This window comes from Bradyrhizobium sp. dw_411 (genome assembly GCF_018449695.1).
Classification (GTDB): Bacteria; Pseudomonadota; Alphaproteobacteria; order Rhizobiales; family Xanthobacteraceae; genus Bradyrhizobium.
This window is the reverse complement of the sequence record NZ_JAAVUY010000002.1, coordinates 277,740-302,721: the sequence shown is the minus strand read 5'-3', so window position 1 is coordinate 302,721 and position 24,982 is coordinate 277,740. Positions and strand designations below refer to the sequence as shown.

Here is a 24,982-nt window from a genome sequence, read left to right as displayed (position 1 = left end):
TTCAACTCCTCAGAATGAGCAAACTCACTCCTTCGGGCGCAGCTTCATCACTTCCTCATCGCTCGGAAGATAATTCGCGCCCTTGCGATAGACCGAATCCACCATCACGCCCTTGCCGTCCTTCAGCGCGGTCTTGCCGACGAACGCGCCCAAAGTCGACTGGTGGTCGATCTTGCGGAACACGATCTCGCCGAACGGCGATGGCACCGCGAGGCCTTCGGCCGCAGCGATCAGCTTTTCCGGATCGGTGGAGTTGGCCTTGGTGAGAATGGCGGCCGCCGACTTGATGGTCTCGTAGCCGACGATCGAGCCGAGCCGCGGATAGTCATTGTACTTGGCCTGATAGGCTTTGAGGAACGTATCATGCTCCGGGGTCTTGATGCTGTACCAGGGGTAACCCGTGACGATCCAGCCTTCCGGCGTCTCATCCTTGAGCGGATCGAGATATTCCGGTTCGCCGGTCAGGAAGCTCACCACCGTGCGATCCTTGAACAGGCCGCGGGTGTTGCCTTCGCGAACGAGCTTCACCAAGTCAGCTCCGAAGGTAACATTGAGGATGGCTTCGGGATTGGCGGCGGCGACGGCCTGGACGACCGGACCGGCGTCGATCTTGCCCTGCGGCGGCCATTGCTCATCGACCCACTGGATGTCGGGTCGTTTTTCCGACATCAGCTTCTTGAACACCGCGACCGCAGACTGGCCGTATTCATAATTCGGCGCGATCGTCGCCCAGCGCTTGGCCGGCAACTTTGCGGCCTCCTCCACCAGCATCGCGGCCTGCATGTAGTTGGAAGGCCGCAGACGGAAAGTGTAGCGATTGCCCTTGGCCCAGGTGATGGCGTCGGTCAATGGTTCGGCCGCGAGGAAGAATACCTTCTTCTGGTTGGCAAAATCGCTGACCGCCAGACCGATGTTGGACAGGAACGTTCCCGTCAGCATCACGACGTTCTCGCTCGAAACCAGTTCGTTGGCGGCGGTCTGCGCGTCGGCGGGCTTGCCGCCGTCATCCTTGGAAACCACGACGAGCTTCTTACCGTTGATGCCGCCGGCGGCGTTGATTTCCTCGACCGCGAGCTGCCAGCCCTTGCGATAGGGCTCGGTGAAGGCGGGCAGCAGCGAATAGCTGTTGATTTCGCCGATCTTGATTTCGCTCTGCGCCATCGCAGCGTTGGCAATGCCGGCGAACACAATGCCCAGACCGGCCGCCAAGAGACGTTTGCTTCGTTGCATCCGATATCTCCAATGTTAAAAAATCAGCTATCGCAGACCGTCTTCACCTTTTATCTCGGTAATCTTCAAGCCACCGACGCGCGGCAGCGGACGGCCGCTGTCGGTGATCGCCACCGCGACCATGATTTCGTTGGCGCGCGGCGCGTCGTTGATCTGGACTTCCATCCCGTCGAAATGACTGCGCACGAACGCCGCATCCTTGTGGCCGAGCGGAATATCCAGCGTCGTGCCGGGCCCGCTGCGCTTCTTCGATGACGGGATCAGCGCCGCACCCTTGCCCAAGATCGTGCGCACCGGCGCACCCATCTTGGGATGCAAGATCGCGGCCGCGTGCTCGAGTTCGCCGTTTTCACCGACTGCCGCGGCCTTGCCGTAGCTGTGCGCCTTGGCGCCATCGATTCCCAGCGCCGCGACTGCCCTTTTGGCGAGCAGTTCGCCGAGTTCCTCGCCGATCGCAATCAGGGGGCTGAGATCTTCGACATATTTACCGGCAAACGGATTCTCGATTACGGCGATCGCCGCGGCGCGCCGGGTCGGCGGCGAAACGGTCTGGCCCATCTCCAGCAGCGTCTCTTCGACCACCGTGACGATCTTGCGAATGACCGCGCTCATCGCTTTCCGCCTTCCCGCTTTACATCAACCTCACGCATGTATCGCACTTTCCAATTCCCGGCGCGATACCGCAGGCGGCATTTCGGCGCGGAATTTCCGCGGCGAGACGACGCGCGTTTCGCCCTGCAAACGCAGAGCCGCGCTGTCGATCAAGCCTGCCGCCAGCAGCCTACACGCCGTGTCTGCGCCGGCTTCGAGCGCCGAAATGGCTTCGGATTGTTCCAATACATCGACGTGACGTGTTACCAATCGGGTGCCGAGATCGCTGTCGGGCTGCAGCTCATCGGCCGGGCAGCGGACGATGGCGGGATGACCGGGCAAGTCGACCGCATTGGCGATGATGGTGGCCGCGGCATCGGCCTGCGCGGCGGTTCGCGCCAGCACGGTCACGGCGTCGGCAATCCCGAGCGAAAAGCTGCGCCCATGACATCCGCTGGTCGCGATGCCGCGCGAGGGATCATCTGATACAATCACGGTCGTGGCCATCAGGCCGGGACGATCCGGGCGATCCACCAGACCCACGGTGAACTGCGCGCCGTCAGCCAGATGCAGCGCAATGTCGCCGCCATTGTTGACATAAGCGCGCTCAAGCGACGCCGCGCGCAGCATCGCGCCGAGGATTTCCTCGGCGACCGCTCCGGCTACTGAGGCCATCGGGGTGATGAAATGATCCGCCGCGAATGGCGCGACGGCCTTATGCATGCGGCGCGCGACCGCGCCTTGCAACCGGCATTGCCTGGGATCAACAGCGCTACGCAGCAGCGGTAGCTCGCCGCAGAGTTCGTCGAGCAGGCCCGTCAAGCGGCGCGCCGCAGCGTCATAGGCCGCGCGCAGATGATCTTCGCTGCCGCGCGCCTCGATGATCAGATCGATCGGGCCATCCTGCAGATGAAGCCGTCTGCCATCCGCCAGCCATCCGATCTGCGGCAGCCGCGTCATGAGCGCGATCCCGATGCGGGCGCCGGATTCATCTGGCGGATCTCGGTATTGTCTTTCAGCGACGCCAGCGGGCGCACATGATCCATATGGCCACCGAGCGCCGCGTAATCCGACAGCCGCAACGTGAATTCGATCGGCGCCACCAGCGCCGGGGTCGGAACATAGCCGAACGCGCCCGCCGGCAATCGGGTGACATCGACCATGAAGGTGATGCCGCCGCCGGGCCAGACATAAACCGGCGCACCGCCGGACGTGACCCGCGTCAAGGCCTCCTTGACCGAGCGCGTCAGCCGCACCGGATTATCGGTCACGCCGGCCCGCAGCGATCCACCCGCCCCGCCCATGAACAGCACGGTGCACAGCGCCGGCTCACAATTTTCCTGGATGCGCTCGACCGACAATTGCAGATCTGAAGGCATCGGCTTTTCGACCGGCTCCAGCGCCTCGTCGAGTTCGTAATAGGCTGCGTGCTCGCCAGTCGTCGAGACCATCAGCATGGTCATGCCGGGACGCGCGGTTTTCGGGTCGAACGGCCCCAGCACGGTCAGCGGATCGGAAATCTTGGTGCCGCCCCAGCCGGTGCCGGGCTCGGCGACCTGGAAATAACGGCCCGGCGTCGAGCGCCGTCCCTTCATCTTGATGCCGGTGTCGGGAATATCGAGCAGCTTGCCGGCCTGATGTTCGCTGAGCACGCCGGTGATGTGGTCGTCCACCACGACGACTTCATCGACCTTGCCCTGCCATTGCTTGGCAAACATGCCGATGGTGGCCGAACCGCAGCCGACCCGCATCCGCTCTTCGGCGACGCCGTTGACGATAGGCGGATAACCGGCCTGCACCACCACGCTGGCGCCGCCATCGATGGTGAGTTCGACCGGCTTGCAATTGCTCAAGTCCATCAGCGCATCGCAGGTGACGCGGCCTTCCTTCTTGGAGCCGCCGGTCAGATGATGGACGCCGCCGAGCGACAGCATCTGCGAGCCATATTCGCTGGTCGTGACGTGACCGACCGCCTCGCCCTGCACCCGGACGGTCGCGGTCTCCGGCCCGAGAAACCGGTCGGTGTCGATCTTCACCTTGACGCCGCAATAGCTGAAAATGCCTTCGGTCACCACGGTGACCATATCGACGCCGTCGATCTCCGAGGACACGATGAAGGGTGCCGGCTTGTAATCGGGATAGGTGGTGCCGGCGCCGATCGCGGTGACGAACACGCTGGGCTCGTGGACGATCTTGCCGTCCCAATCGCCGGTGGCCTGGAACGGCACGATCTGCCCGCCATGGGACACCGTGCGCTCCAGAACAATGTGAGGATCGACGCGCACCAGCTCGCCATTGTGATTGGCATAGCGGTCGCAGGCGCCGGCCGCGCCGGGCTTGATATAGCACATGACCGGACACGCATCGCAGCGGATCTTGTCAGTGGCGGCAGCGGTCGCATCAGTCAGCATGAACAAGCTCACAGGCCAGCGTCAAACTGTCGAATGGCCAAACGGGGTGCCCGGCACCATGGTCAGCCGGCGTCGGGAATTGACATTTCGCGCCGATTTCGTTCGTATACGAATGATCTTGCGCGCACCGCGAAAACCTGTCAAGCGGCGTTCGCGGCGAAAACCGCCCTTGCCGAATAAAAGCTCATCCCTGTTTATAAACAGGGCAGCAGGTTTGGCGATAGAGAAAGGCCCGCTTGCACGTTTGTATGCAAACGGTATCTTCGGGAAGCGTTTGAGCGATGTTTGCAGTGCAATCACCTCGCCGGAACCCATGAGCTTGACGCAGTGAGCATGACACCAGCCACGATCCGCCTGACCGTCAACGGCCGGATCCATGATGTCGATGCTGCTCCCGATACCGCACTCCTGTACGTGTTGCGCAACGACCTTGCCCTGAACGGACCGAAATACGGCTGCGGGCTTGGCGAATGCGGCGCCTGCGCGGTATTGATCGACGGCCTCGCCGCCCGCGCCTGCGTGATCCCGATCAGCGGCTGCGTCGACCGCGACGTCGTAACGCTTGAAGGTCTGGGCTCACGCAGCGATCCCGATCCGGTGCAGGATGCCTTTATCAAAGAGCAGGCCGCGCAATGCGGCTACTGCCTCAACGGCATGATCATGACGACGAAGGCGCTGCTGATGCGCAACCCGCAACCGACCGAGAACGAAGCGCTTGAAGCGCTGCGTTACAATCTGTGCCGGTGCGGCGCGCATATTGAAATCGTGCGCGCGGTGATGCGGGCGGCGGGCCATGCCGCCGAGGCGCGCGATTGATGGGCGCAACAAGCTTGCCAGAAGACCTGATATCGCAGCCGGGATCGTTGTCGATCGTGCGCCCGGCCACGGTGGGCGCGAAAGCCATCTTCGAAACGTTTATCACCATCACCGCCGATGGTTCGGTGACGGCCTTCAACGGCCATGTCGATCTCGGCACCGGCATTCGCACCGCGCTTGGGCAGATCGTCGCCGAAGAACTCGATGTGTCCTTTGCCCGCGTCGTTGTGGTGCTCGGCGATACCTCGCGGGTTCCCAATCAGGGCCCGACCATCGCCAGCGAAAGCATCCAGATCTCGGCGGGTCCGCTGCGCAAGGCCGCCGCACAGGCGCGACAATTCCTCTTGGCACGCGCCGCGGAACGGCTTGAACTCCCGATCCAAGATCTCGCGATCGACGACGGCCTGATCCGCGGCCATAACCGCAGCGTCAGCTTCGGCGAATTGATCGGCGACGAGATTATCCGCCTCGAGCTGGCCGATGACGTCAAGGTCAAGTCCGTCGAATCCTACAGCATCGTCGGCCAGTCGATGCCGCGGGTTGATTTGCCGGCCAAGGCAACCGGCGAACTGGTCTATGTGCACGACATGCGCGTGCCCGGCATGTTGCATGGCCGCGTCGTGCGGCCGCCTTATGCGGGTGTGGATGCCGGCCCGTTTGTCGGCACCAGCCTGATTGCGGTCGACGAATCTTCAGTCCGCGATATTCCGGGTGTGGTCGCCGTGGTGCGGATCGGCGATTTCGTCGGCATCATCGCCGAACGTGAAGAGAGCGCGGTCAAGGCGGCAGCCCAACTCAAGATCACCTGGAAGCCGACGCCGACGCTGCCCGATTTGAACGACATCGAGACCGCGCTGCGCGCCAATCCCTCGACGCCCCGGACTTTGATCGACAAGGGCGATGTCGATGCCGCCCTCGCCGCCGCTGCGAAGCCGATGCAGCGGACTTATGTCTGGCCTTATCAGATGCACGGCTCGATTGGGCCGTCCTGTTCCGTTGCCGACTACAGCGATGGTCACATCAGGGTGTGGTCCGGCACGCAGAACCCGCATGTGCTCCGCGCCGATTTGGCACTGCTGCTGCAACGGCCGGAATCCGAAATCGACGTAATCCGGATGGAAGCCGCCGGCTGCTATGGCCGCAATTGCGCCGATGATGTTTCGGCCGATGCGGTGCTGCTGTCGCGCGCGGTCGGCCGTCCCGTCCGCGTGCAATTGACCAGGGAGCAGGAACACGCCTGGGAGCCGAAAGGCACCGGGCAATTGATGGACGTCAAGGGCGGATTAAACGCCGACGGCAGCGTCGCCGGTTATGATTTCGCGACGCGCTATCCCTCGAACGGCGCTCCGACCTTGGCGCTGCTGCTGACCGGCGCGGTTTCATCGATTCCAATTATATCTGAAATGGGCGACCGCACTGCGATCCCGCCTTACGATTACGACGCAATGCGCGTGGTCGCGCATGACATGCCGCCGATCGTGCGCGCCTCCTGGCTGCGCGGCGTCTCGGCGCTCCCCAACACGTTCGCCCACGAATCCTTTATCGACGAGCTCGCGGCCGAAGCCGGCGTCGATCCGATCGAATATCGCCTGCGCTATCTGCGCGATCCCCGCGCGGTCGATCTCGTCAATGCGGTTGCCGAGCGCGGCAACTGGACGCCGCGCCCGGTCCGGCAGGAACCTGTGCCTGAGGGCGATATCGTGCGCGGGCGCGGCTTTGCCTACGCGCTGTATGTTCACAGCAAATTTCCGGGCTATGGCGCGGCATGGTCGGCCTGGATCACCGACGTAGCCGTCAACAAGGCGACCGGCGATGTCAGCGTGACCCGCGTGATCGCCGGCCAGGATTCCGGCCTGATGATCAACCCGGATGGCGTGCGTCATCAGATCCACGGCAATATCATCCAGTCGACCAGCCGCGCGCTGATGGAAGAAGTCTCGTTCGACCGCAATGCCGTGACCAGCCGCGAATGGGGCGCCTACCCGATCATCACCTTCCCGGACATTCCCGATATCGACGTGCTGATGCTGCCACGGCCGGATCAGCCGCCGCTCGGCGTCGGCGAATCCGCTTCCGTCCCCAGCGCCGCCGCGATCGCCAATGCGATCTATGACGCCACCGGTGTGCGGTTTCGGGAATTGCCGTTCACGCCCGAACGGATTCTGGCGGGATTACGGGAGCAGCAGGGCGCGACACAGGCAGTCCTGCCGGGCGCATCAAAAGCGCCGGATGCAATTCCACGCCCCTCGCCGTCAAATCCCTTCGCAAAACGCCGCGGCGTGTTGGCGGGTGCGGCGGCATTGATTGCCGCGGCGATCAGCGTCGCCGCCGCCGTATTGCCGTGGCGCGCGATTGCGCCGATCGCGCGGCCGGATGCTTCGGTCTTTTCAGCGGCGACCATCGCGCGCGGCCAGCAACTCGCCGCACTCGGCGACTGTGCGGTCTGCCACTCCAGCCTCAAAGGGATCATCAACGCCGGGGGCCTCGCCCTCGAGACACCGTTCGGCATTATCTACAGCACCAACATCACGCCCGATGTCGAAACCGGCATCGGCGCATGGTCCTATCCCGCTTTCGAGCGCGCGATGCGCGAGGGTATCCATCGCGACGGAAGACAGCTTTATCCGGCCTTTCCTTATACGCATTTCACCAAAACCACCGATGCCGACCTGCAGGCGCTCTATGCTTTCCTGATGGCGCAGGCACCCGTGCGCGTCGATAATCCCAAAACGAAACTTGCCTTTCCGTTCAACTGGCGTCCGCTGATGGCCGGATGGAACGCGCTGTTCCATCGGGAGGGCGCATTCGAACCCGACGCGACAAAAACCGCAGTCTGGAATCGCGGCGCCTATCTGGTCGAGAGCCTCGGCCATTGCAGCGCCTGCCATTCGCCGCGCAACGCGCTCGGCGCGGAGCAAGCCAGAGCCTATCTGGCCGGTGGTTTCGCGGAGGGGTGGGAAGCCCCGCCGCTGACGTCGCTGTCGCAGGCGCCGATCCCCTGGAGCGAGGATGAGTTGTTCGCCTATTTGCGGTCGGGCGAGTCTCGTTTTCACGGCGTCGCTGCCGGTCCGATGGCGCCCGTCGTGAAAGAACTCGCCGCGCTGCCTGACGAAGATATTCGCGCCATGGCGGTCTATCTCGGCTCCTTCAATGAAAACGCGATCTCGCAACCTGAACAGGAAGTCCTTGCTGCCAAACTTGAAAGCCTGACCGCGACGAGGGCGGTTTCCGCCTCGGCGGTCGGCGCCCGGATCTACGAAGGCGCCTGCGCGGTGTGCCATCAGGTCGGCGGCCCGCCTTTGTTCGGCAGCCGGCCGTCGCTGGCGCTGAACAGCAATGTGCACGCCGTAGTGCCGGATAATCTGATCCAGGTCATCCTGCACGGCATCGCCGATCCCGTGTCGAGCGATCTCGGCTATATGCCGGGCTTCAAGGACAGCATGACCGACGGCCAGATCGCCGAGCTCGTATCCTACCTGCGGCAACAATTCGCACCCAAAAACCCGGCCTGGACCGGTGTCCCGGAAGCAGTCAGCCGGATTCGGCAAGGATCAGAGTTAGCGCACAGATAGCCGCTGACCTGCCATGTCCGGTTGAAACCCACTGGTTGCAGGCCTCCCGTCGGGGTAAAGTCTGATCATGGCAGTCACAGACATTGCATCGCGAACCTACAATCACGGCTGGCGGCTCGATCCGATCGTGCGCAGCCTGCTGGATACGGATTTCTACAAACTGCTGATGCTGCAGATGATCCGGGAATTCTATCCGGAGCAGCGCACCACCTTTTCGGTGATCAATCGCAGCCGGCATGTGCGGTTGGCCGACATCATCGACGAGGGCGAGTTGCGCGCCCAGCTCGATCACGCCCGCGAGATTCGTTTCAGCAAGAAAGAGCTGATCTGGCTGGCCGGCAATACGTTCTATGGCAAGACCCAGATGTTCTCGCCCGACTTCATCAACTGGCTCGCCACCTTCCGCCTGCCCGAATATGAGCTGCACAAGGTGGACGGCCAATATGAACTGCATTTCCATGGTCCGTGGACACACACGACCATGTGGGAAATTCCCGCACTCGCCATTCTCAACGAATTGCGCTCGCGCCAGGTGATGAAGGGCCAGGGCCGGTTCGCGCTCGACGTGCTCTATGCCCGCGCCAAGGCCAAGCTATGGAGCAAGGTCGAACGCCTGCAGAAGCTCGAGGGGTTGCGGCTGTCGGATTTCGGCACGCGGCGGCGCCACGGCTTTCTGTGGCAGCGCTGGTGCGTCGAGGCCGTCAAGGAAGGCCTCGGCTCGTGTTTCACCGGCACGTCGAATGTTTTGCTGGCGATGGACAATGATCTCGAAGCAATCGGCACCAACGCCCATGAATTGCCGATGGTAGCTGCAGCGCTGGCGAACGACGATACCGAATTGCGCTGGGCGCCCTATCGCATTCTCGACCAGTGGCGCCATACCTATGGCGGCAATCTTTTGGTGGCCCTCCCCGACGCCTTCGGCACCAAGCCGTTCCTGCGCGACGCGCCCGAATGGGTCGCCGACTGGACCGGCTTTCGGCCCGACAGCGCGCCGCCGATCGCCGCTGGCGAGGAGATCATCACATGGTGGAAACAAAAAGGCCGCGATCCCCGGGAAAAATTGCTGGTGTTTTCCGACGGCATGGATGTCGGATCGATCGAAGAAACCTACCGGCATTTCGAAGGCCGCGTCAGGATCAGCTTCGGTTGGGGCACCAACCTGACCAACGATTTCGTGGGATGCGCGCCCAACGGCTCGCTCAACCTCGATCCGATCTCGATCGTCTGCAAAGTGACGTCGGTCGATGGCCGGCCAGCGGTGAAGCTTTCCGACAATCCGGAAAAAGCAACAGGCAGCGCGGCCGAGGTTGAACGTTATCTGCGGGTGTTCGGTAATGCGGGACGTGTGCGTGCGGCGGTGCATGTGTGAGGGATTAGAGGAAAGACATGTCCGCTCGGATCACCGTGAATTTAAACGCTCAGGGCGAATTAGAAATATGGCTAAACCCTGAAGGCCGGGACATTTTGGTCAAACAACTGCAAGGACTTTCCGAAAAGAACGACCATGTTCATCTTGGATCCTTCAGTGAAATAAAGACATCAGATCGTCCCTATAGGTCAGACGACAAGCTTCTAACGTCCGGGAAAATCCTCTTTCGAACGGACGCTTGGGACGCCGAATACTTTCCGCATGTTCTGGATTCACCAGCACCATCCAAATAAGACCTGCCACAGGAGGCCAGGCGTGGCAGCAGCTACGGAGTTGCGCTCCCTCTCCCGCTTGCGGGGGAGGGCCGGGGTGGGGGCGCTTCGGCAAAACTCGCCGTTCGTGGGGGATGATAGACTTCCCCCACCCGCCGCGCTCTGACGAGCGCGTCGACCTCCCCCGCAAGCGGGAGAGGTAAGAGACCCGCCGACAGACCGATCAAAACCTTGCAGCCTACCTCGCCGCCGGCTTGCGCTCGATCGGATGAATGTCGATCGTCCGCAAGCGGCCCATGCGCAGCACGTCCATTTCCAGCGTGCGGTCGATGCGGTCACGGTCGAGTGCGCGGATCAGATCGTCGACGCCGTTGATCTCGACGCCGTCGAGCTTGATCACAACATCGCCGGGCAACAATCCGGCGCGCGCCGCCGGGCTGTCCGGCTCGATCTGGGCCAGCAAGGCTCCCATCTTGTTTTCGACGCCGGCTATGACAGCGTGGCGTCGCGGAATCGGCGCAGTTTGGCCGGACACGCCGATATAGGCGCGCCGGACATAGCCGTGGCGGATGATCTCGGACAACACGAATTGCGCGGTGTTGCTGGCGACTGCAAAGCAGATGCCTTGCGCGCCATTGATGATCGCGGTGTTGATACCGATCACCTCGGCCGCAGACGACACCAAGGGGCCGCCGGAATTGCCGGGATTGAGCGCCGCATCGGTCTGGATCACGTCTTCGATGGTCCGGCCGCTCACCGAGCGGATCGAACGGCCGAGCGCCGACACCACGCCGGCCGTCACGGTCGACTCAAACCCCAGGGGATTGCCGATCGCGACCACGAGCTGGCCGCGGCGCAAGGTCTTGGAATCGCCGAGCGAGGCGTAGCGCAGATCGCGCACGCCGTCGGCGCGCAGCAGCGCCAGATCGGTGTCGGGATCGACGCCCAGCACGCGCGCATCGGTGACGATGCCTTCATTGTCGCGCAGCCGGATTTGCTTGGACGACCCGACCACGTGGTTATTGGTCAATACCAGGCCATCCGGGGAGATCACGATCCCGGAGCCAAGGCCGCCGCGCTCGCGCGTATCGGGGGTTTTCGAGCCGGTTTCGACCCGGACCACCGCCGGACCGACGCGTTCGGTCACGTCGATTACGGCGTTCGAATAGGCATCGAGGAGGGTCTGGTCGCGGGCGGCGGCGCGCAGGGTCGCTTGCGATGAGTGTTCGTCGTCAGGGATGTCGCGGGTAAAATCCAACATGGCAAAATTCCTTCCGACGTTAAATGGTGGTCCCTGGGGAGCCCTGCAAGAGACCCCAAAGGGAGCCCGGGGGCGTGCCAAAGCCCGGAAACCGATCGATTCGGACTTTGCCTGAATGTTTATTGGCGCGTTTCTACGTCCATCCTTCGAGACGCATCGCTTCGCGATGCTCCTCAGGATGAGGTCGGAGCCAGGACGAAATCTCTGTTCCTCATGGTGAGGAGCGCGTTTTCGCGCGTCTCGAACCATGAGAGCCCGGCCGATTCAAAAACATCGTCACTGCACGCCGAGCCGCTGGAACAGCAAATCCGTCTGCTGCGACAAGGTAGCGGCATCGCCCTGATGCACGACCTTGCCGGTTTCCAGGATATAGACGCGGTCGGCGACCGCGAGCGCGCTGTAGAGATTTTGCTCGACCAGCAGGATCGAGAGGCCTTCGCGCTTGAGACCGAGCACGATCTCTTCCAGATGCTGCACCATGACCGGCGCCAGGCCTTCCGAAGGTTCGTCCATCAGGATCAGTTGCGGGTCGATCATCAGCGCACGGCCGACCGCGAGCATGCCGCGTTCGCCGCCGGACAACTGCCCGCCCCGGTGATGCCGGCGCTCGGCCAGCCGCGGAAAGATGCCGAACACACGATCGACCGTCCAGCCGGTTTTGGCCCGCGCACTTTTCAGCATGGTCAGATGTTCGATCACCGTCAGCGACGGAAACAGCCGACGACCTTGCGGCACGATCGCGATCTTTCGCGCGGCGATATCGTGCGGCCGAAGCCCCACCAGGCTCTCGCCGCGCCAGGTGATCGAACCTGAGTTAATCTGCGGCGGCGTCAGGCCCATGATGGAGCGGATGAAAGTCGTCTTGCCCATGCCGTTTCGGCCCAACAAAGCGACGATCTCGCCGGCGCCAACATCGAGCGAGACGCCGCGCACCACATGCGCCTCGCCATAACCGCTGTTCAGATCGCGAACCTCAAGCATGACGCGGGCGCCCCAGATAGACTTCCTGCACTTGTTTGTTGCGGCGGATCTCGTCCGGCGATTCTTCAACCAGGACGCGCCCCTCGAACATGCAGGTGACGAGATCGACGAGGCCAAGCGCGAGATCCATATCGTGCTCGATCAGGACCACCGTGATATCGCGATCGAGCGCGCGAATGATCTCCGCGACCATCGAACGCTCCGACGGAGAAAGACCGGCGGCCGGCTCGTCGAGCAGCAATAGCCGCGGCGACGTCACCAGCGACAGCGCGATCTCGAGCTGGCGCTGTTCGCCGTAAGACAGATCCTTCACCATGACGTCGGCGCGGGCCGCGATCCGGACCGCATCGAGCGCGGCGGCGATTTGCGGCGCTTCGGCGCCATCGACATCGGGCTTGCCGAACAGTGAAAACTTGCGCGTGGAGCGGCCGCGCAACGCCAGCACCATATTGTCCTGCACGCTCAGCCGCGGAAACAGATTGGTGATCTGGAAGGTGCGGGAGATGCCGAGTTGGGCGCGGCGATGCGGCGGCAGCTTGGTGACGTCGTGGCCATCGAACGCGATACGGCCGCCGGTCGGCGGCAGCGCGCCGGCGATAGCGTTGAACAGCGTCGTCTTGCCAGCGCCATTGGGACCGATGATGGCACGGCGCTGGCCGCGCGGCACGGTCAGGCTGACGCCATCGACCGCGCGCAAGGCGTCGAACGCAACCACCACGTCAGCAAGCGTCAAGATAGGTTCGGACACAATCATTTCCGGTCAACGGGACGCGGCGCAGGCCGCGCCCCTTAGGTATGGGCTCAAGCTTTTTTGATGCCCTGGAAGCTGCGCGAATAAGGCGGTTGCTTCATGTAGGTTTCGGGATCGTAGGTCCAGAATTGCGAGACGTTCGGGTAGGACGTCACCGGCACATTCCAGTATTTGCCGTCGGGCCGTTTGACGACCTTGCGAATCTGGACGTCATAGATCGGGTTGCCGTAGCTGTCGAGCTTGACGGTCTTGCCGAGCGGCGAGCCGGTCAGTTCGGTCTTCAGCACGGTATCGATCAGCGCTTCGCGGTCTTCGGCTTTGCCACCCATTTTCTCCAGCGCCTCGGCCACCCACATCACGCCGGAATACATCGAGAAGCCATAGAGCGAGGGAATCTTGCCGTATTTCGCTTCATACTCCTTGACGAATTTCTGCGTGACCGGATTGTCCGAGCCTTCGGCAAAATGCGCGGGCGCGATGATGCCCTCGCATTCCTCGCCGAGCGTGCGGATCACGGATTGATCGGTGCCGTTCATCGCCGCCAGCAAAGGCGTCTTGGCCTTGAGGCCGAAGCTTGAATATTGCTGAATCAGCCGCGTGGCGTCGGCGCCGGTTTCCATCGCGAAGATCGCATCGACTTTCAGGTCGGCCAACTGGCCGAGATAGGGGCTGAAGTCGGCGGTGTTGAGCGGGTGCCAGAACTGCTGCACAATTTCGCCGCCGCCTTCGGTGAATACTTGCGCCAGACCGCCGCATTGTTCGTGGCCGAAAGTGTAATCCTGGCTGACGGTGGCGATCTTCTTGTAGCCCTGCTTCAAGGCCCAGTCGCCAAGCGGATGGGTAAACGCGCTGGCCGAATACCCGGCGACGCGGATCACGTTCTTGATGCGCTGGCGCTGGGTGAGATCGTCGGCCGCGATGATCGGGATGAAATAGGGCGTGCCGGTGCCCTTGACGTAATTGGCGACCGCAAGCCCGGTATTGGCGAGCAAATTGCCGATCAGCATGTGGCAATTGCCCTGCTCGACCAGACGGCGCGCCTTCTGCAGGGCGGTATCGGGGTTCGAAGCATCGTCCTCGATCACCAGTTCGACCTTGCGGCCCGCGATCTCGCTCTTCACCTGGTCGAGATAGAATTGCACGCCCTCGACCATTTCCTTGCCGCCTGAGGCGACGACGCCGGTGAGCGGCGCCAGCAGGCCGATCTTGATCGGACCTGATTGCGCCAACGCGCTGCGCCAGGGCGACGTGCCGACGCCGGCTGCGGCGATGGCGGCGGTGGAGGTTTTGAGAAATTGCCTGCGATGCATAGCGACGTCCTTTCGTGGAAGCATTGGATTAACGCTGCTTTTAACGCGCCTCTTAACGTTCCTTGCGCTTGAGCATGGCGCGCAGCGTCCCGATGATGCCCTCGGGGGTGAAAATCATGATCAGGATAAAGGTAATGCCGAGCACCATCTGCCAGCGCTCGGTATAGGAGCTGACGACGTTCTCAAGCGCGATGATGGCCGCGGCGCCGACGAAGCCGCCGAACAGCGTACCGACGCCGCCCGCGATCATCATCAGCACGCCCTCGACCGATTGCGCCAGCGCCACGGTGGACGGGCTGACGAAATTGTTGAACATCGCATAGAGCGCGCCGGCTACCCCGGCGAAGAAGCCGGACACCGCGAAGCCGACAAACAGATGCACCGAGACATTATAGCCGAGGCTGCGCATGCGGCTTTCGCTGTCGCGGATACCCAGCAGCGTCAGGCCGAAGGGCGAGCGGACAAAGCGCCACATCGCGTAGCTCACCAGCGACGCCGCCGCGAGGACCGCCCAATAGAACGCCCGGTGCGAGACCAGCCACTCCGGCCGCACGTCACCGCGCATGCCGTTCTCGCCGCCGGTGACCTGGGTCCAGCGCAGGCAGATGCCCCACACGATCATGCCCAGCGCCAAGGTCAGCAACAGAAAGTAGACGCCTGACGTCCGCACTGCGAGCAACCCAAAGACCACCGCGACCAGGGTCGCGGCGGCGATGCCGAGCGCGAAAGATGTTGCGGGCGATAGCCCGGCCTGCGCGGTGGCATAGACCACGACATAGGTCGAGACGCCGAAGATCGCGCCGTGCCCGAGCGAGGTGCGCCCGGCGAAGCCGGCGAGAATATCGATCGACATCGCCAGCACGCCGAAGATCAGGATCTCGGTGGCAAGCCCGACCTGATAATTGCTCAGCACCAGCGGCAGCGCCGCCGCGACGGCGATTACGATCGCCGCGACCGCGACCGCGCGCCCGGTCATGCCGGCGAAGGTGCGCGACTGCAATGCCGGCTGCGTCGCGATCGTCGTCATCAGGCGGCCTTCCCAAACAGGCCGAGCGGCCGGAACGCCAGCAACACCGCCATCGGGCCGAAGATGACGAAATAAGCGAGTTCCGGAAACATCACCTGCCCCAGCGTGTTGAGAAGGCCCACTAAAAGACTGCCGACGCCGACGCCAACAAGACTGCCGCGGCCGCCAATGATAACCACCGCGAGGCTGAACACCAGAATTTCCGCGTCCGCCGACGGATACAACGACAGGAACGCGCCGCCCATCAAGCCGCCGAGACCGGCCAGCGCGGAGCCCAAGAGGAAGGTGACGAGGAAGACGCGGCGAATGTTGACGCCGGAGGCTTCCACCATCTCGGCGTCATCAACGCCGGCGCGGATCAGCGCGCCCAGCCTTGTGTGGTTCAACAGTCCCCACAATCCCGCGAACACGACGATGCCGGTGACCAGCACAAACAGCCGGTAGGTCGGATAGAACACGCCGAACACCCGCATGCCGCCGCGCAGCACTTGCGGGATCGGCACGGTGAAACTGTCGCCGCCCCAGATCACCAGCGCCAGATCGTTGAGCACGAAGGCAAAACCTAGCGACAGCAGAACCTGGCGCAGCTCATTGCCGCGGACAAAGCGCAGCAGGCCCTGATCGAGCACGAAGCCAATCGCTGCGATCGCGAGCATCGCGCCGATGCCGCCGAGCACAAAGCTGCCGGTCCTGGTCGCGACCGTATAACCGATATAGCCGCCGAACAGATAGAGCGCGCCATGCGCCAGGTTGACGATGCGCAGCAATCCGAAAATCAGCGTAAAGCCGCTCGCGACCACGAACAACAGCGCGGCGAAGGTCAGTCCGTTGAAAAGCTGAAACGTATTCATCGCTGCTTCATGCCGGCGGCTTGCCCGCGATCTGGCCTTGATACCAATCGAGAATCTGCTCGCCGTTCCAGTGCACGACGCCTTCGAACTTGTTCACATAATCGTAGATCGCTTCGAGATATTTGATCCGGAACGGCTGGCCGGAAATGTAGGGATGGATCGCCAGCGACAGGATCTTCGGCCGCTGCGCGCTCTCGGCATAGAGCCGGTCGAAACAGTCGATGCTGCGCTTGAGCATATGATCGCTCTCGTGATGCTGCACCATCATCATCGGGATGTCGTTGAGTTCGATGGTGTAGGGCAGCGTCACCAGCGGGCCTTTGGCGGTGCGGATCACGGTCGGCTCGTCATCATAGACCCAATCGCCAATATATTTGACACCGGCTTCGGCGAGAAATTCCGGCGTATCGAGGGTTTGGGTCAGGCCGGGCCCGAGCCAGCCGACCGGCCGCTTGCCGGTGAAATTTTCGATCACGTCCATGGAGCGATGAATCATCGCCTTCTGGTCGGGGTCCTTGTGAATCGGCCCCTGCTCATAGGCGTGCCCCAGGAATTCCCAGCCGGCGTCCTTGGCCTGTTGCGCGACGCGGGGATAATCCTCGCAGACGCGGGCATTGATCGAGAGCGTCGGCGCGATGCCGAGCTTCTTGTAGAGATCGAAGAAACGCCATACTCCGACCCGCATGCCGTATTCGTGCCAGCTCCAGTTCGGCACGTCGGGCAATAGCGGAACCCCGGTCGGCGGCGGGATCACCTGCCGCGCCATCGGCTTTGAGATATCCCAGACTTCCAGATTGACGATGGTCCAGACCACGACACGGGCCCCGCCGGGCAGTTTCAGCGCCGGGCGATCGACGATGGCGGAGAAGTCGCTGCGCTCGCGCGGGATCATGGGGCCGGTCATAGCAGCGGACTCCAGCATGTTTTCATCAGCGCGCGCTGATCGATGCCGAAGCGATCGGCGAGCCAGTCGGCCAGCACTTCCTGACCAATCGTGGGATTATCGTGCTGGCAATGTTCGGCGCCGGTCTCTTCGGGGTCAAGCACGCGCAACGTCGCATTGACGCCATGCGCCTTGGCATAGTCATAGGTGCTGCGTGCTGCCGTCACGGTGAGAACGTCATGGCCTCCATGCATCACCAGATACGGGCATCGCATGTGCTCCAGATGACCCCTCAGTGTAAACGGCTTCATCAGTTCATGGGCCTCGGACATCGACCTGGCGCCGAATACCCAGCGGATATGCATGGCCAGACCGAAATCGTCGCCCTTGGTGCTCCACATGTCGTGCACCGACCAGATCGCGCCATGCGAGATCGCCGCCGCCAGCCGCGGCTCGTAGCAGCCAGCGCGGGCTGCATAGTAACCGCCAAGGCTGGAACCGCACACCGCGATACGTTTGGGATCGACATCTGAACGCTTCTCCAGCCAGTCGATGCATTTGCCGATCGGCACTTCGCTGTCGGCGCGGGTGACGACCTTATGCCGCCGCAGCGTCCCGCCCTGCCCCGGCCCATCGATCATCAGGACCGAGATGCCGCGCTGCAGGCAGCCATGCGCCTGCATGAACCACATCTCGTCCTTGATCGAATCGAGACCGCCCATGCAGATCAGCACCGGCAATTTGTCGCCGGGAAACGGCGCGCGGATGAAATAGCCGCACATCGGCTTGCCCGGCTCATAGGGAATCTCGACCACCTCGCCCGGCGGATTGAGATGGCCGATGAATTTGTGCGAGCAGGCTTCCATCTTCTCGAAGGTCGGTAGCCGTCGCGCATCGTCGGGCTCAAGGTGAAACTCGGCCTGGCGGTAATAGTCCGCCGCGCGCAGGAAGCAGTTCATCGCGGTCCGGATATGACCCGCGGCCTCTTCAGTCAGTCCGCGCTTCCAGTTGCGGTCGCCGATCCGCATCCACTCGGCGTGCCAGCTTTCGAGATCGCCCGGAATCATCCGCGACCCTGCCTGCATCACCTCGCTGACGCTGCCGCCCCCCTCCTGGGTTTCGCCGAGGCCACGGCGGAATTGATAGGAAAGCCAGGGATGCTCCGGCCAATGGTGCCAGCCGAATGGCTCGTAATGTGGCCCGCGGTCGGCGGTAATCAGTTCAATCGCGCTTTCGCTGATGTCGTTTTTTGCTTCCGCCATAACCCTACGCCACCCCTAGATCAGGTCATTCATGGTTCGACGAACCCGCCGGTGAGTCAATATAAATTACATACACTTTTCGCTGCCGCATATAATTCTGGCACTAAGATCGTTATTGATGCAGCTCAAAATCCAAATTTAAGGCGGCAATCTCACTGGCATCGGTTCATCGAACTGATAAAGTGTATTCACTTAAGGCAGAGATAGGCCCCTCCCCATGACGGACCAGCTCGACCGGACTTCTCCCGAATCTACCAGCGGACCTCGCGCCGGCAACCGCGCGCTTTCTGTGATGGACAGGGTCAGAGAGGCCGTCCTGGAGGGCTCGATCAGTGCCGGAGAGCGGCTCAACGAGGTCCAGCTCAGCAAGACGCTCTCGGTGTCGCGCACCCCCGTACGCGCGGCCTTGCAGGCGCTGGCCGGTGAAGGCCTGCTGGATTACGCGCCCAACCGCGGCTTCACGGTGCGCGAATTTCCGCTTCCCGCCATCGTCGATGCCTACGACATCCGCGCCTCGCTGGAAGGCGTCGCCGTCCGCTTTGCCGCCGAGCGCGGGCTTGGCGCGCAGGAACGGGAAATCATCGAGCGCAGCCTTGCCGCCGGCGACAAATTGCTTGAACGCGGATCGTTCGAAGCCGGCGATCTCACCATCTATCGCGATATCAATGGCGACTTTCACGACGCCCTGCTTGCAGCCGCCCGCAACCGCATGCTCTCCGAGATGATCCGGATCTGCCATCACGTCCCGGTATCGTCGAGCCGCAACATCGTGGTGTTCGAATATCACGATGTCCGCCGCCGCCACGACGATCATCACCGCATCTATGAGGCGATCGTCGCGCGCGAGCCATGGCGCGCCGAAATGCTGATGCGCGAGCATGTCGCGAGCATCAAGACATCGCTGGTCGGCTATCTCAGCGAGCGCAGGTAATGGAGGTGAGCTCCCTCTCCCGCTCTTGCGTAGGGCTATCGCATATGAAGAAAGAGATTGGGCCTGCAGTCTTTGTGCGGCCATCCTTCGAGACGGCCGCCTGCGGCGTCCCCTCAGGATGAGGACTTTCTGTGCGGCTAAATCTTGAACCCTCATGGTGAGAAGCCTCGTCTTCGAGGCGTCTCGAACCATGAGGCCCCAGGCGATTACCGCAGCGGAAAGTCATATGCGATAGCCCTGCGCTCTTGCGGGGAGGGTTGGGGTGGGGGCGCATCAGCAAACGCAGGCGAGGATGATAGATTTCCCCCACCCGCCGCGCTTCGCGCGACCTCCCCCGCAAGCGGGAGAGGTAAGACCAACCAGCTACTCCGTCGCAATCACGGCCGGCTTGCCGTCCTTGTAGCCCAGGATCTGCAGCGGCGTATGTGCGTGATTGTGGTCGTCAGGCGAATAGCTGCCGCCGAGCCGCGACGGCATCGTCGTGGTCTTCAGCGCTTGCTTGATTGCGTCGGGCTGGTCCGATCCGGCCCGGCGGATCGCATCGACCACGAGATACGTCGCTTCAAAAACGAAGAACGAACGTTGCGTCGGCACCAGCCCGTAACGTGACTTGTAGACCGCAACAAAGGCCTGCACGTCGGGCTTGTCCAGCGCGGGCGTGAACACGGCGATGCCGGTGATGCCGGACAATCCGCCCGCATCGCGAAACGCTTGCGAAACCGCAGCCGCAGCGCCTGCGAGATCGAACCGGCCAGTGACCGGCACTTTCCAGCCCGAGGCTTCATAGCCCTGGAAAAATCCGGGCGTGGAGCCTGCCAGAATCGCAACGACTTCGCCGGGCGCGCCGGCTTTCAGCTTGGTGAAGATACCGGAGAAATCCTTGGTGTCCTTTGGAATGACCTCATCGGCGGTGACGGTCATCCCGGCATCCTTGGCGGCCTTGACGAGCGCAATGGCATTGGCGTGCTGAAACTCGCCATCATCGGCGACGATCGCGATCGACTTGATGTTCTGCGATTTCAGCCACTGCACCAGACCGCCCTGAATATCCACTTCCGACGGAATGGTCTTGAAGGCATAATCATTGCCGCCAACGCCGGAGGCATCGACGAAATCCTGTCCGGCCGAGGTCGCGATCACCAGCGGCACTTTTGCTTCTTTCATCATCGGCATGATGGCATGGGTGACAGGCGTACAGAGCGCACCGATGATAACAGGCACGTGCTCCAGTTCGAGCAGCCGCTTGGTCGCGGGCACGCCGACATCAGGCTTGCAGGCATTGTCGGCATAGTATGCGACGACCGGCCGGCCCAGCACTCCGCCCGATTGGTTGATGCTGTCCAGAGCGATCTGCGCGCCATATTGCTCGGACTGTCCGCGGTCGGCCATCGGCCCGCTGAGAATGGTGGTGATGCCGATTTTGACGGGTTCGGCGGCCTGCGCAAAAGTGCTGCAGAGCAAGCCCGCAGCCAGAACAAAAGTGCGTTTCATATCGCTCCCCAGGGAATGAAAAACTTCGTTATAATTTCAGGGATAGAACGCTTTGCGATCGGCGTTGTCTATTCACGAGCCTGTGCAGCGTGAAGGCGGCATGATATCCCGCCGCGATATCCGCTGAGATCTCTTCCGTAATGCCCGGCCTTGTGCCGGGCATTACGGACTTAAGAACCGCGTCTCACTGCGCTTCCTTGTAAGCCTGTGTGATCGCCCGCGTGAGATTGCCGGGACGCTGCCAGCCGGCGTATTTCTTTTTGAATTCCTCGGTGAGAACAGTCACGGTGTCTTCGACGCTCTTGCCTTGTTTCTTCGCCGCCTGCGCCTGGTCCAGCAGATCGACCATGAAGGCCTTCTGCTCGGCGAACATCGAACTGTCACCGGGCTGGCTGTGGTCGGGCAGGATCAGCGTCGGCTTCAACTCGGCGACCTTGTCGAGCACGCCGATCCAGGCCCGGATGTTGGTCTGCGTTCCAATCGGCAGAATGACGAACTTGTTCTGCACGATATCGCCGGAGACCATCACGTGGTCCGGCTCGACCATGAAGATGATGTCGCCATTGGTATGCGTCGGCCCGAAAAACATCATCCGCACCGTGACATCGCCGAGGTCCAGCGTCATTTCCTTGTCAAACAGGATGTCGGCCTTGTCGATGCCGGCATCGACCAGCAATTCCTTGTTGACGTCGGAGCGCGACCGGAAAAAATCGATCAAGGCTATACCGGATTCTTCCAGTTCCTTTTGCTGGACGGTCGGCCGGATCACCACTGTGCCGGCCGGAAAGCCGGCCTGGCCGGTGACATGCTCGGGATGAAAGTGCGTAGTGGCGAGATAGAGATTGCCGCCCTTGCGCAGTTTTGCGGCGGCCGCCGCGACCGTCGCGCCGTTACGCTTGCCGAGACCGGTATCGATGACGAGGGTGCCCTTGCTGCCAACCACGATCCCGATATTGGGATTGCCGAACAATGCCCACACATGGGGCGACAATTGCTTGGTGTCGTTCTCGTTCAGAACGATGTTTTCGGGCTGTTGCTGCTGCGCAAGGCCGGTAGCAGGTGCTGCCAGCAATCCGAAACAAAACGCAATGACGGCTGATCTTTGCATCTCAATCCCCCCTTTTTACTACGGTGATCTCGTGAACAATCCCATTTCGATTATTCGGCCACCTGTCCCTGGATACTAGGCGACGGACACGAGCCGCACCAGCCCAACCCGGCAATGTCAGCGATCGACCACCGATTTCTCGGGATCGATCAGCAAAATCCAGATCAGCGCTCCCGTGGTCAGAACACCGGCGGTGACGTAGAACGGCGCAACCCAGGAGCCTCGCTCGACCAGAAAGCCGAACACCAGCGGCGAAATCGAAGCCCCGATCGCGCCCACCATGTTCATGACGGCGGTCACCGTTCCGCTGGATGTCCCGCCGACATCCATCGGCACCGCCCAAGCCGGCCCGAGCACCAATTCCAGAAAGAAGTTCGAAGCGGTCAGGCAAAGCACCGCGGTCATCGCACTGTCAGTGGTGCCGGCCGGGATCAGCAACAGCGCGGCCAGCGCCAAACCTGGCGCCGCCACCGCGCGCCGTGCCAATTTCAGATTACCGGTCTTGCGCAAGATGTGATCGGTCAAAATACCACCGACGAGATCGCCGAGCATCGCCGAGATCAGCGGCAGGGATGCGAGATAGCCGACCGAGTTCAGCGAGAGATGACGAAACTCAAGCAGATAGGTCGGAAACCAGCTGACGTAGAAATAAGCCCCATAAAAAAAGCAGCCATAGGCCGCTGCGATAAACCACATGTTCGGTGAGGTGAAAATCGTCCGCCACGGCACCGCGGATTCGATTTTTGTCGTGGCCGGAATGATTTCGCCGTTCGGAAATGTGCCGCGAATATGCGCGAGCTCTGCTCTGTTGACGCGTTCTTCGTCCTCCGGACGGTTGCGATAGAAATAAAAGAACACCAGAGACCAGGCGATGCCCAGCAGTGCAAAAATGTAAAATATCCAGCGCCAGCCCCACGCGTTCATGATCACAACCGCGACCAGCGGCGTGATGGCGATCGCGAGCCGGCTGAAACAATGCGTCATGCCCTGGACGAAACCGCGCTCGGATTTCGGAAACCATAGCTGCATGGCGCGGCTTGCGGTCGGAAAGGCACCGGCTTCTCCGAGACCAAATACGAAGCGAACCACGAAAAACGACGTCGTGCTCGACGCCCAGGCCGTTGCGGCCGTCATCAGCGACCAGAACGGGACGATCACCATGAGAACCCGCTTCGGCCCGAAGAAATCCGCGAGCCAGCCGCCGGGCACCTGCCCCGCGGCATAGGCCCAGGCGAATGCGCTGAAGAACAGCGCGATTTCGGTCTTGCTGAAACCGAATTCCTTGGCGATCGCCGGCGCTGCAATCGAAATATTGCTGCGGTCCATATAGGTGATCATGTACATCAGGCTGATGAGCAACAGCACGTACCACCTGATGTGGGTACGCCTCGCGCCGGCGAACGCTGTCGCTACGCCACTCTGCGCCGTAATATCCGCAGGCATGAAACCTCCATTTATTTTTTTGTCCGACGGTTTTGGCCCGTCGTTTTTTCGGTCGCCCTGATCAGGGCGACCGTCCCCATCGCACACATGGAAATCGCACTGGATTATTTCCGGCGCGCATTCCTGAATAATCCAATCAACGAAACCCTATCGCCCCGCGGCCACTTTCGCCGGCCGTTTGTTCTCAAGCGGGAGCGTGACCGGCTCGTTGAGTTCGGCCGACAGGTCGGCGGCGATATAGAGCTCCATGACACGACGCGCCTGATCGGGCGTCACCAGCACCGGCCGGTCCAGCGCCACCGCCTCAACGAAATGCACGGTTTCGGTCGCCATCGGGCCCGCATAGACGTGCCCGACCGGTTCGCCCGGCATCGTCGACATCGGAAACACCGCGCCGCCCTTCATCGTATTCAGCATCACGTCGCGGTGGGTGTCGTCGACCATCAGCGCGCCTTCGGTCCCGATCAGTTCGATCCAGGTCGAGGAGAAATTGGGATAGCCCGGCGGCAGGCTCCAGCCGCCCCCGACAACGAAAGTAAGCCCGCTGTCCATGGTCACGGTGATCCATTGCAGATCCGGGATATCGTTGCCGGTGGACTCGCGCATCGCGCCGTAATTGACCTGCGAATAGACCCGAATTGGCTTGGCCGGCTCAAGACACCACAGCACGAAATCGAGATCGTGCGTCGATTCCATCGCGGCGGGCGAGAGCTTGACGCGGCCGCTGATTTTCTTGCCGAGGCTGCGTGAAATATGCCGGCTGACCAGCGCACTGACCGGCTTGCCGATGGTGCCGTCGGTGATGCACTGTTTGACGTAGGCGAATTTTGGATTGTAGCGCTGCGAATAGCCGATGGTGAATTTCAGCCCGTTGGTGCGGGCGATCGAAATCAGCTCATCCGCCTCATCGAGTTCGAGTGCGATCGGCTTTTCGAGAAAGACGTGCTTTCCGGCGCGCAGGAAATCCCGCGCCATCGGGAAATGCGTCGTCTCCGGCGTCGCGCAGACGAAAACCGCCGAAATGTCCTTGTTGTCCAGCAAGGTCCGATAATCCGACGTGGCCGATTTGGCGCCGATCGAATCGGCAACTTCCTTCAATCGTTCCGGGCGATTTTCGGCGATGTGCACGGCACTCACCAGCGGATTGGCCGCACAGGCATGGGCCCGAATTCCCCCGCACCAACCCGTGCCGATGACCGCTACCTCGATCTGGTCCATTTTGTCTCCACCACTCTTTTTCGTTTCGTTTTTGTTTTTGAGAATCGGCTTGCTGGCGCAAATCGATCGGCCGGCGCGGTCCGTTGAGGAGCGCAGATCAGCGCTAGCACAGTCTGCAGCCCGCCCGATGTCAAGCGTGGACTTTAAGCGCTGGCGAAGTCCGGTTTGGGTTCATGTTGGCTCGCCACTGCCGGACCTAGG

At 61.9% G+C, this 24,982-nt stretch carries 21 protein-coding genes; 4 read left to right on the top strand and 17 right to left on the bottom strand.

What is annotated here, in order from left to right; genetic code table 11:
• Positions 1–24: 24 nt before the first annotated feature.
• From HB676_RS04010 to HB676_RS03990, 5 genes are read right to left on the bottom strand one after another with little or no spacing between them, the layout of a single operon-like run.
• Positions 25–1,230, bottom strand: a complete 1,206-nt coding sequence (locus tag HB676_RS04010) for an ABC transporter substrate-binding protein (RefSeq protein WP_213736374.1) — start codon at positions 1,228–1,230, stop codon at positions 25–27.
• A 27-nt stretch (positions 1,231–1,257) separates the two neighbouring features.
• Positions 1,258–1,842 (bottom strand): amino acid synthesis family protein, encoded by a 585-nt coding sequence (locus HB676_RS04005; protein ID WP_213736373.1) that lies wholly within the window; start codon positions 1,840–1,842, stop codon positions 1,258–1,260.
• Positions 1,843–1,872: 30 nt separating this feature from the next.
• Positions 1,873–2,781, bottom strand: a complete 909-nt coding sequence (locus HB676_RS04000; RefSeq protein WP_213736372.1) for a UPF0280 family protein — start codon at positions 2,779–2,781, stop codon at positions 1,873–1,875.
• Positions 2,778–4,232, bottom strand: coding sequence for a 6-hydroxynicotinate reductase (locus HB676_RS03995; RefSeq protein WP_213736371.1), 1,455 nt, complete (start codon positions 4,230–4,232; stop codon positions 2,778–2,780). The genes HB676_RS04000 and HB676_RS03995 overlap by 4 nt, the downstream gene beginning before the upstream one ends.
• 21 nt (positions 4,233–4,253) lie before the next feature.
• Entirely contained in the window at positions 4,254–4,547 is a 294-nt protein-coding gene (locus HB676_RS03990) for a hypothetical protein (protein WP_213736370.1), read from the bottom strand.
• 18 nt (positions 4,548–4,565) lie between these two features.
• Between HB676_RS03990 and HB676_RS03985 the strand changes: the two genes are divergently transcribed.
• From HB676_RS03985 to pncB, 3 genes are all read left to right on the top strand, one after another.
• Positions 4,566–5,048 carry a (2Fe-2S)-binding protein gene (locus HB676_RS03985; RefSeq protein ID WP_213736369.1) on the top strand — a complete coding sequence of 161 codons (483 nt, stop codon included), beginning with the start codon at positions 4,566–4,568 and terminating at the stop codon, positions 5,046–5,048.
• Positions 5,048–8,620, top strand: a complete 3,573-nt coding sequence (locus HB676_RS03980; RefSeq protein WP_213736368.1) for a molybdopterin cofactor-binding domain-containing protein — start codon at positions 5,048–5,050, stop codon at positions 8,618–8,620. Before HB676_RS03985 ends, HB676_RS03980 begins: the two co-directional genes overlap by 1 nt.
• Before the next feature lie 67 nt (positions 8,621–8,687).
• Positions 8,688–9,992: a nicotinate phosphoribosyltransferase gene (pncB, locus tag HB676_RS03975; protein WP_213736367.1), complete on the top strand. Its 1,305-nt coding sequence runs from the start codon at positions 8,688–8,690 to the stop codon at positions 9,990–9,992.
• Between the two features lie 510 nt (positions 9,993–10,502).
• Here the strand turns inward: pncB and HB676_RS03970 are convergent.
• The 8 genes from HB676_RS03970 to HB676_RS03935 form a co-directional block, all read right to left on the bottom strand.
• Complete coding sequence (locus HB676_RS03970) at positions 10,503–11,525, bottom strand: trypsin-like peptidase domain-containing protein (RefSeq protein ID WP_213736366.1); 1,023 nt, start codon at positions 11,523–11,525, stop codon at positions 10,503–10,505.
• Between the two features lie 276 nt (positions 11,526–11,801).
• Positions 11,802–12,506: an ABC transporter ATP-binding protein gene (locus HB676_RS03965; RefSeq protein ID WP_213736365.1), complete on the bottom strand. Its 705-nt coding sequence runs from the start codon at positions 12,504–12,506 to the stop codon at positions 11,802–11,804.
• Positions 12,499–13,254 (bottom strand): ABC transporter ATP-binding protein, encoded by a 756-nt coding sequence (locus HB676_RS03960; RefSeq protein WP_213736364.1) that lies wholly within the window; start codon positions 13,252–13,254, stop codon positions 12,499–12,501. Before HB676_RS03960 ends, HB676_RS03965 begins: the two co-directional genes overlap by 8 nt.
• 53 nt (positions 13,255–13,307) lie before the next feature.
• Positions 13,308–14,567 (bottom strand): ABC transporter substrate-binding protein, encoded by a 1,260-nt coding sequence (locus HB676_RS03955; protein ID WP_213736363.1) that lies wholly within the window; start codon positions 14,565–14,567, stop codon positions 13,308–13,310.
• 52 nt (positions 14,568–14,619) lie between these two features.
• On the bottom strand, positions 14,620–15,594 hold the full coding sequence (locus tag HB676_RS03950; protein ID WP_213736362.1) for a branched-chain amino acid ABC transporter permease: 975 nt from the start codon (positions 15,592–15,594) through the stop codon (positions 14,620–14,622).
• On the bottom strand, positions 15,594–16,445 hold the full coding sequence (locus HB676_RS03945) for a branched-chain amino acid ABC transporter permease (protein ID WP_213736361.1): 852 nt from the start codon (positions 16,443–16,445) through the stop codon (positions 15,594–15,596). Before HB676_RS03945 ends, HB676_RS03950 begins: the two co-directional genes overlap by 1 nt.
• Before the next feature lie 7 nt (positions 16,446–16,452).
• Positions 16,453–17,349, bottom strand: coding sequence for a polysaccharide deacetylase family protein (locus HB676_RS03940; protein ID WP_249780048.1), 897 nt, complete (start codon positions 17,347–17,349; stop codon positions 16,453–16,455).
• Complete coding sequence (locus tag HB676_RS03935; protein WP_213736360.1) at positions 17,346–18,590, bottom strand: alpha/beta hydrolase family protein; 1,245 nt, start codon at positions 18,588–18,590, stop codon at positions 17,346–17,348. The genes HB676_RS03940 and HB676_RS03935 overlap by 4 nt, the downstream gene beginning before the upstream one ends.
• Positions 18,591–18,807: 217 nt before the next feature.
• Here HB676_RS03935 and HB676_RS03930 point away from each other — a divergent pair, with 217 nt between their 5' ends.
• Positions 18,808–19,521 (top strand): GntR family transcriptional regulator, encoded by a 714-nt coding sequence (locus tag HB676_RS03930; RefSeq protein ID WP_213736359.1) that lies wholly within the window; start codon positions 18,808–18,810, stop codon positions 19,519–19,521.
• A gap of 363 nt (positions 19,522–19,884) precedes the next feature.
• Here HB676_RS03930 and HB676_RS03925 read toward each other — a convergent pair whose 3' ends face one another.
• From HB676_RS03925 to HB676_RS03910, 4 genes are all read right to left on the bottom strand, one after another.
• Entirely contained in the window at positions 19,885–21,012 is a 1,128-nt protein-coding gene (locus tag HB676_RS03925; RefSeq protein WP_213736358.1) for an ABC transporter substrate-binding protein, read from the bottom strand.
• Positions 21,013–21,196: 184 nt separating this feature from the next.
• On the bottom strand, positions 21,197–22,120 hold the full coding sequence (locus HB676_RS03920; protein WP_213736357.1) for an MBL fold metallo-hydrolase: 924 nt from the start codon (positions 22,118–22,120) through the stop codon (positions 21,197–21,199).
• Between the two features lie 117 nt (positions 22,121–22,237).
• On the bottom strand, positions 22,238–23,563 hold the full coding sequence (locus HB676_RS03915; RefSeq protein WP_213736356.1) for an MFS transporter: 1,326 nt from the start codon (positions 23,561–23,563) through the stop codon (positions 22,238–22,240).
• Positions 23,564–23,710: 147 nt separating this feature from the next.
• Positions 23,711–24,781, bottom strand: a complete 1,071-nt coding sequence (locus tag HB676_RS03910; RefSeq protein WP_213736355.1) for a Gfo/Idh/MocA family oxidoreductase — start codon at positions 24,779–24,781, stop codon at positions 23,711–23,713.
• Between the last annotated feature and the right edge of the window lie 201 nt (positions 24,782–24,982).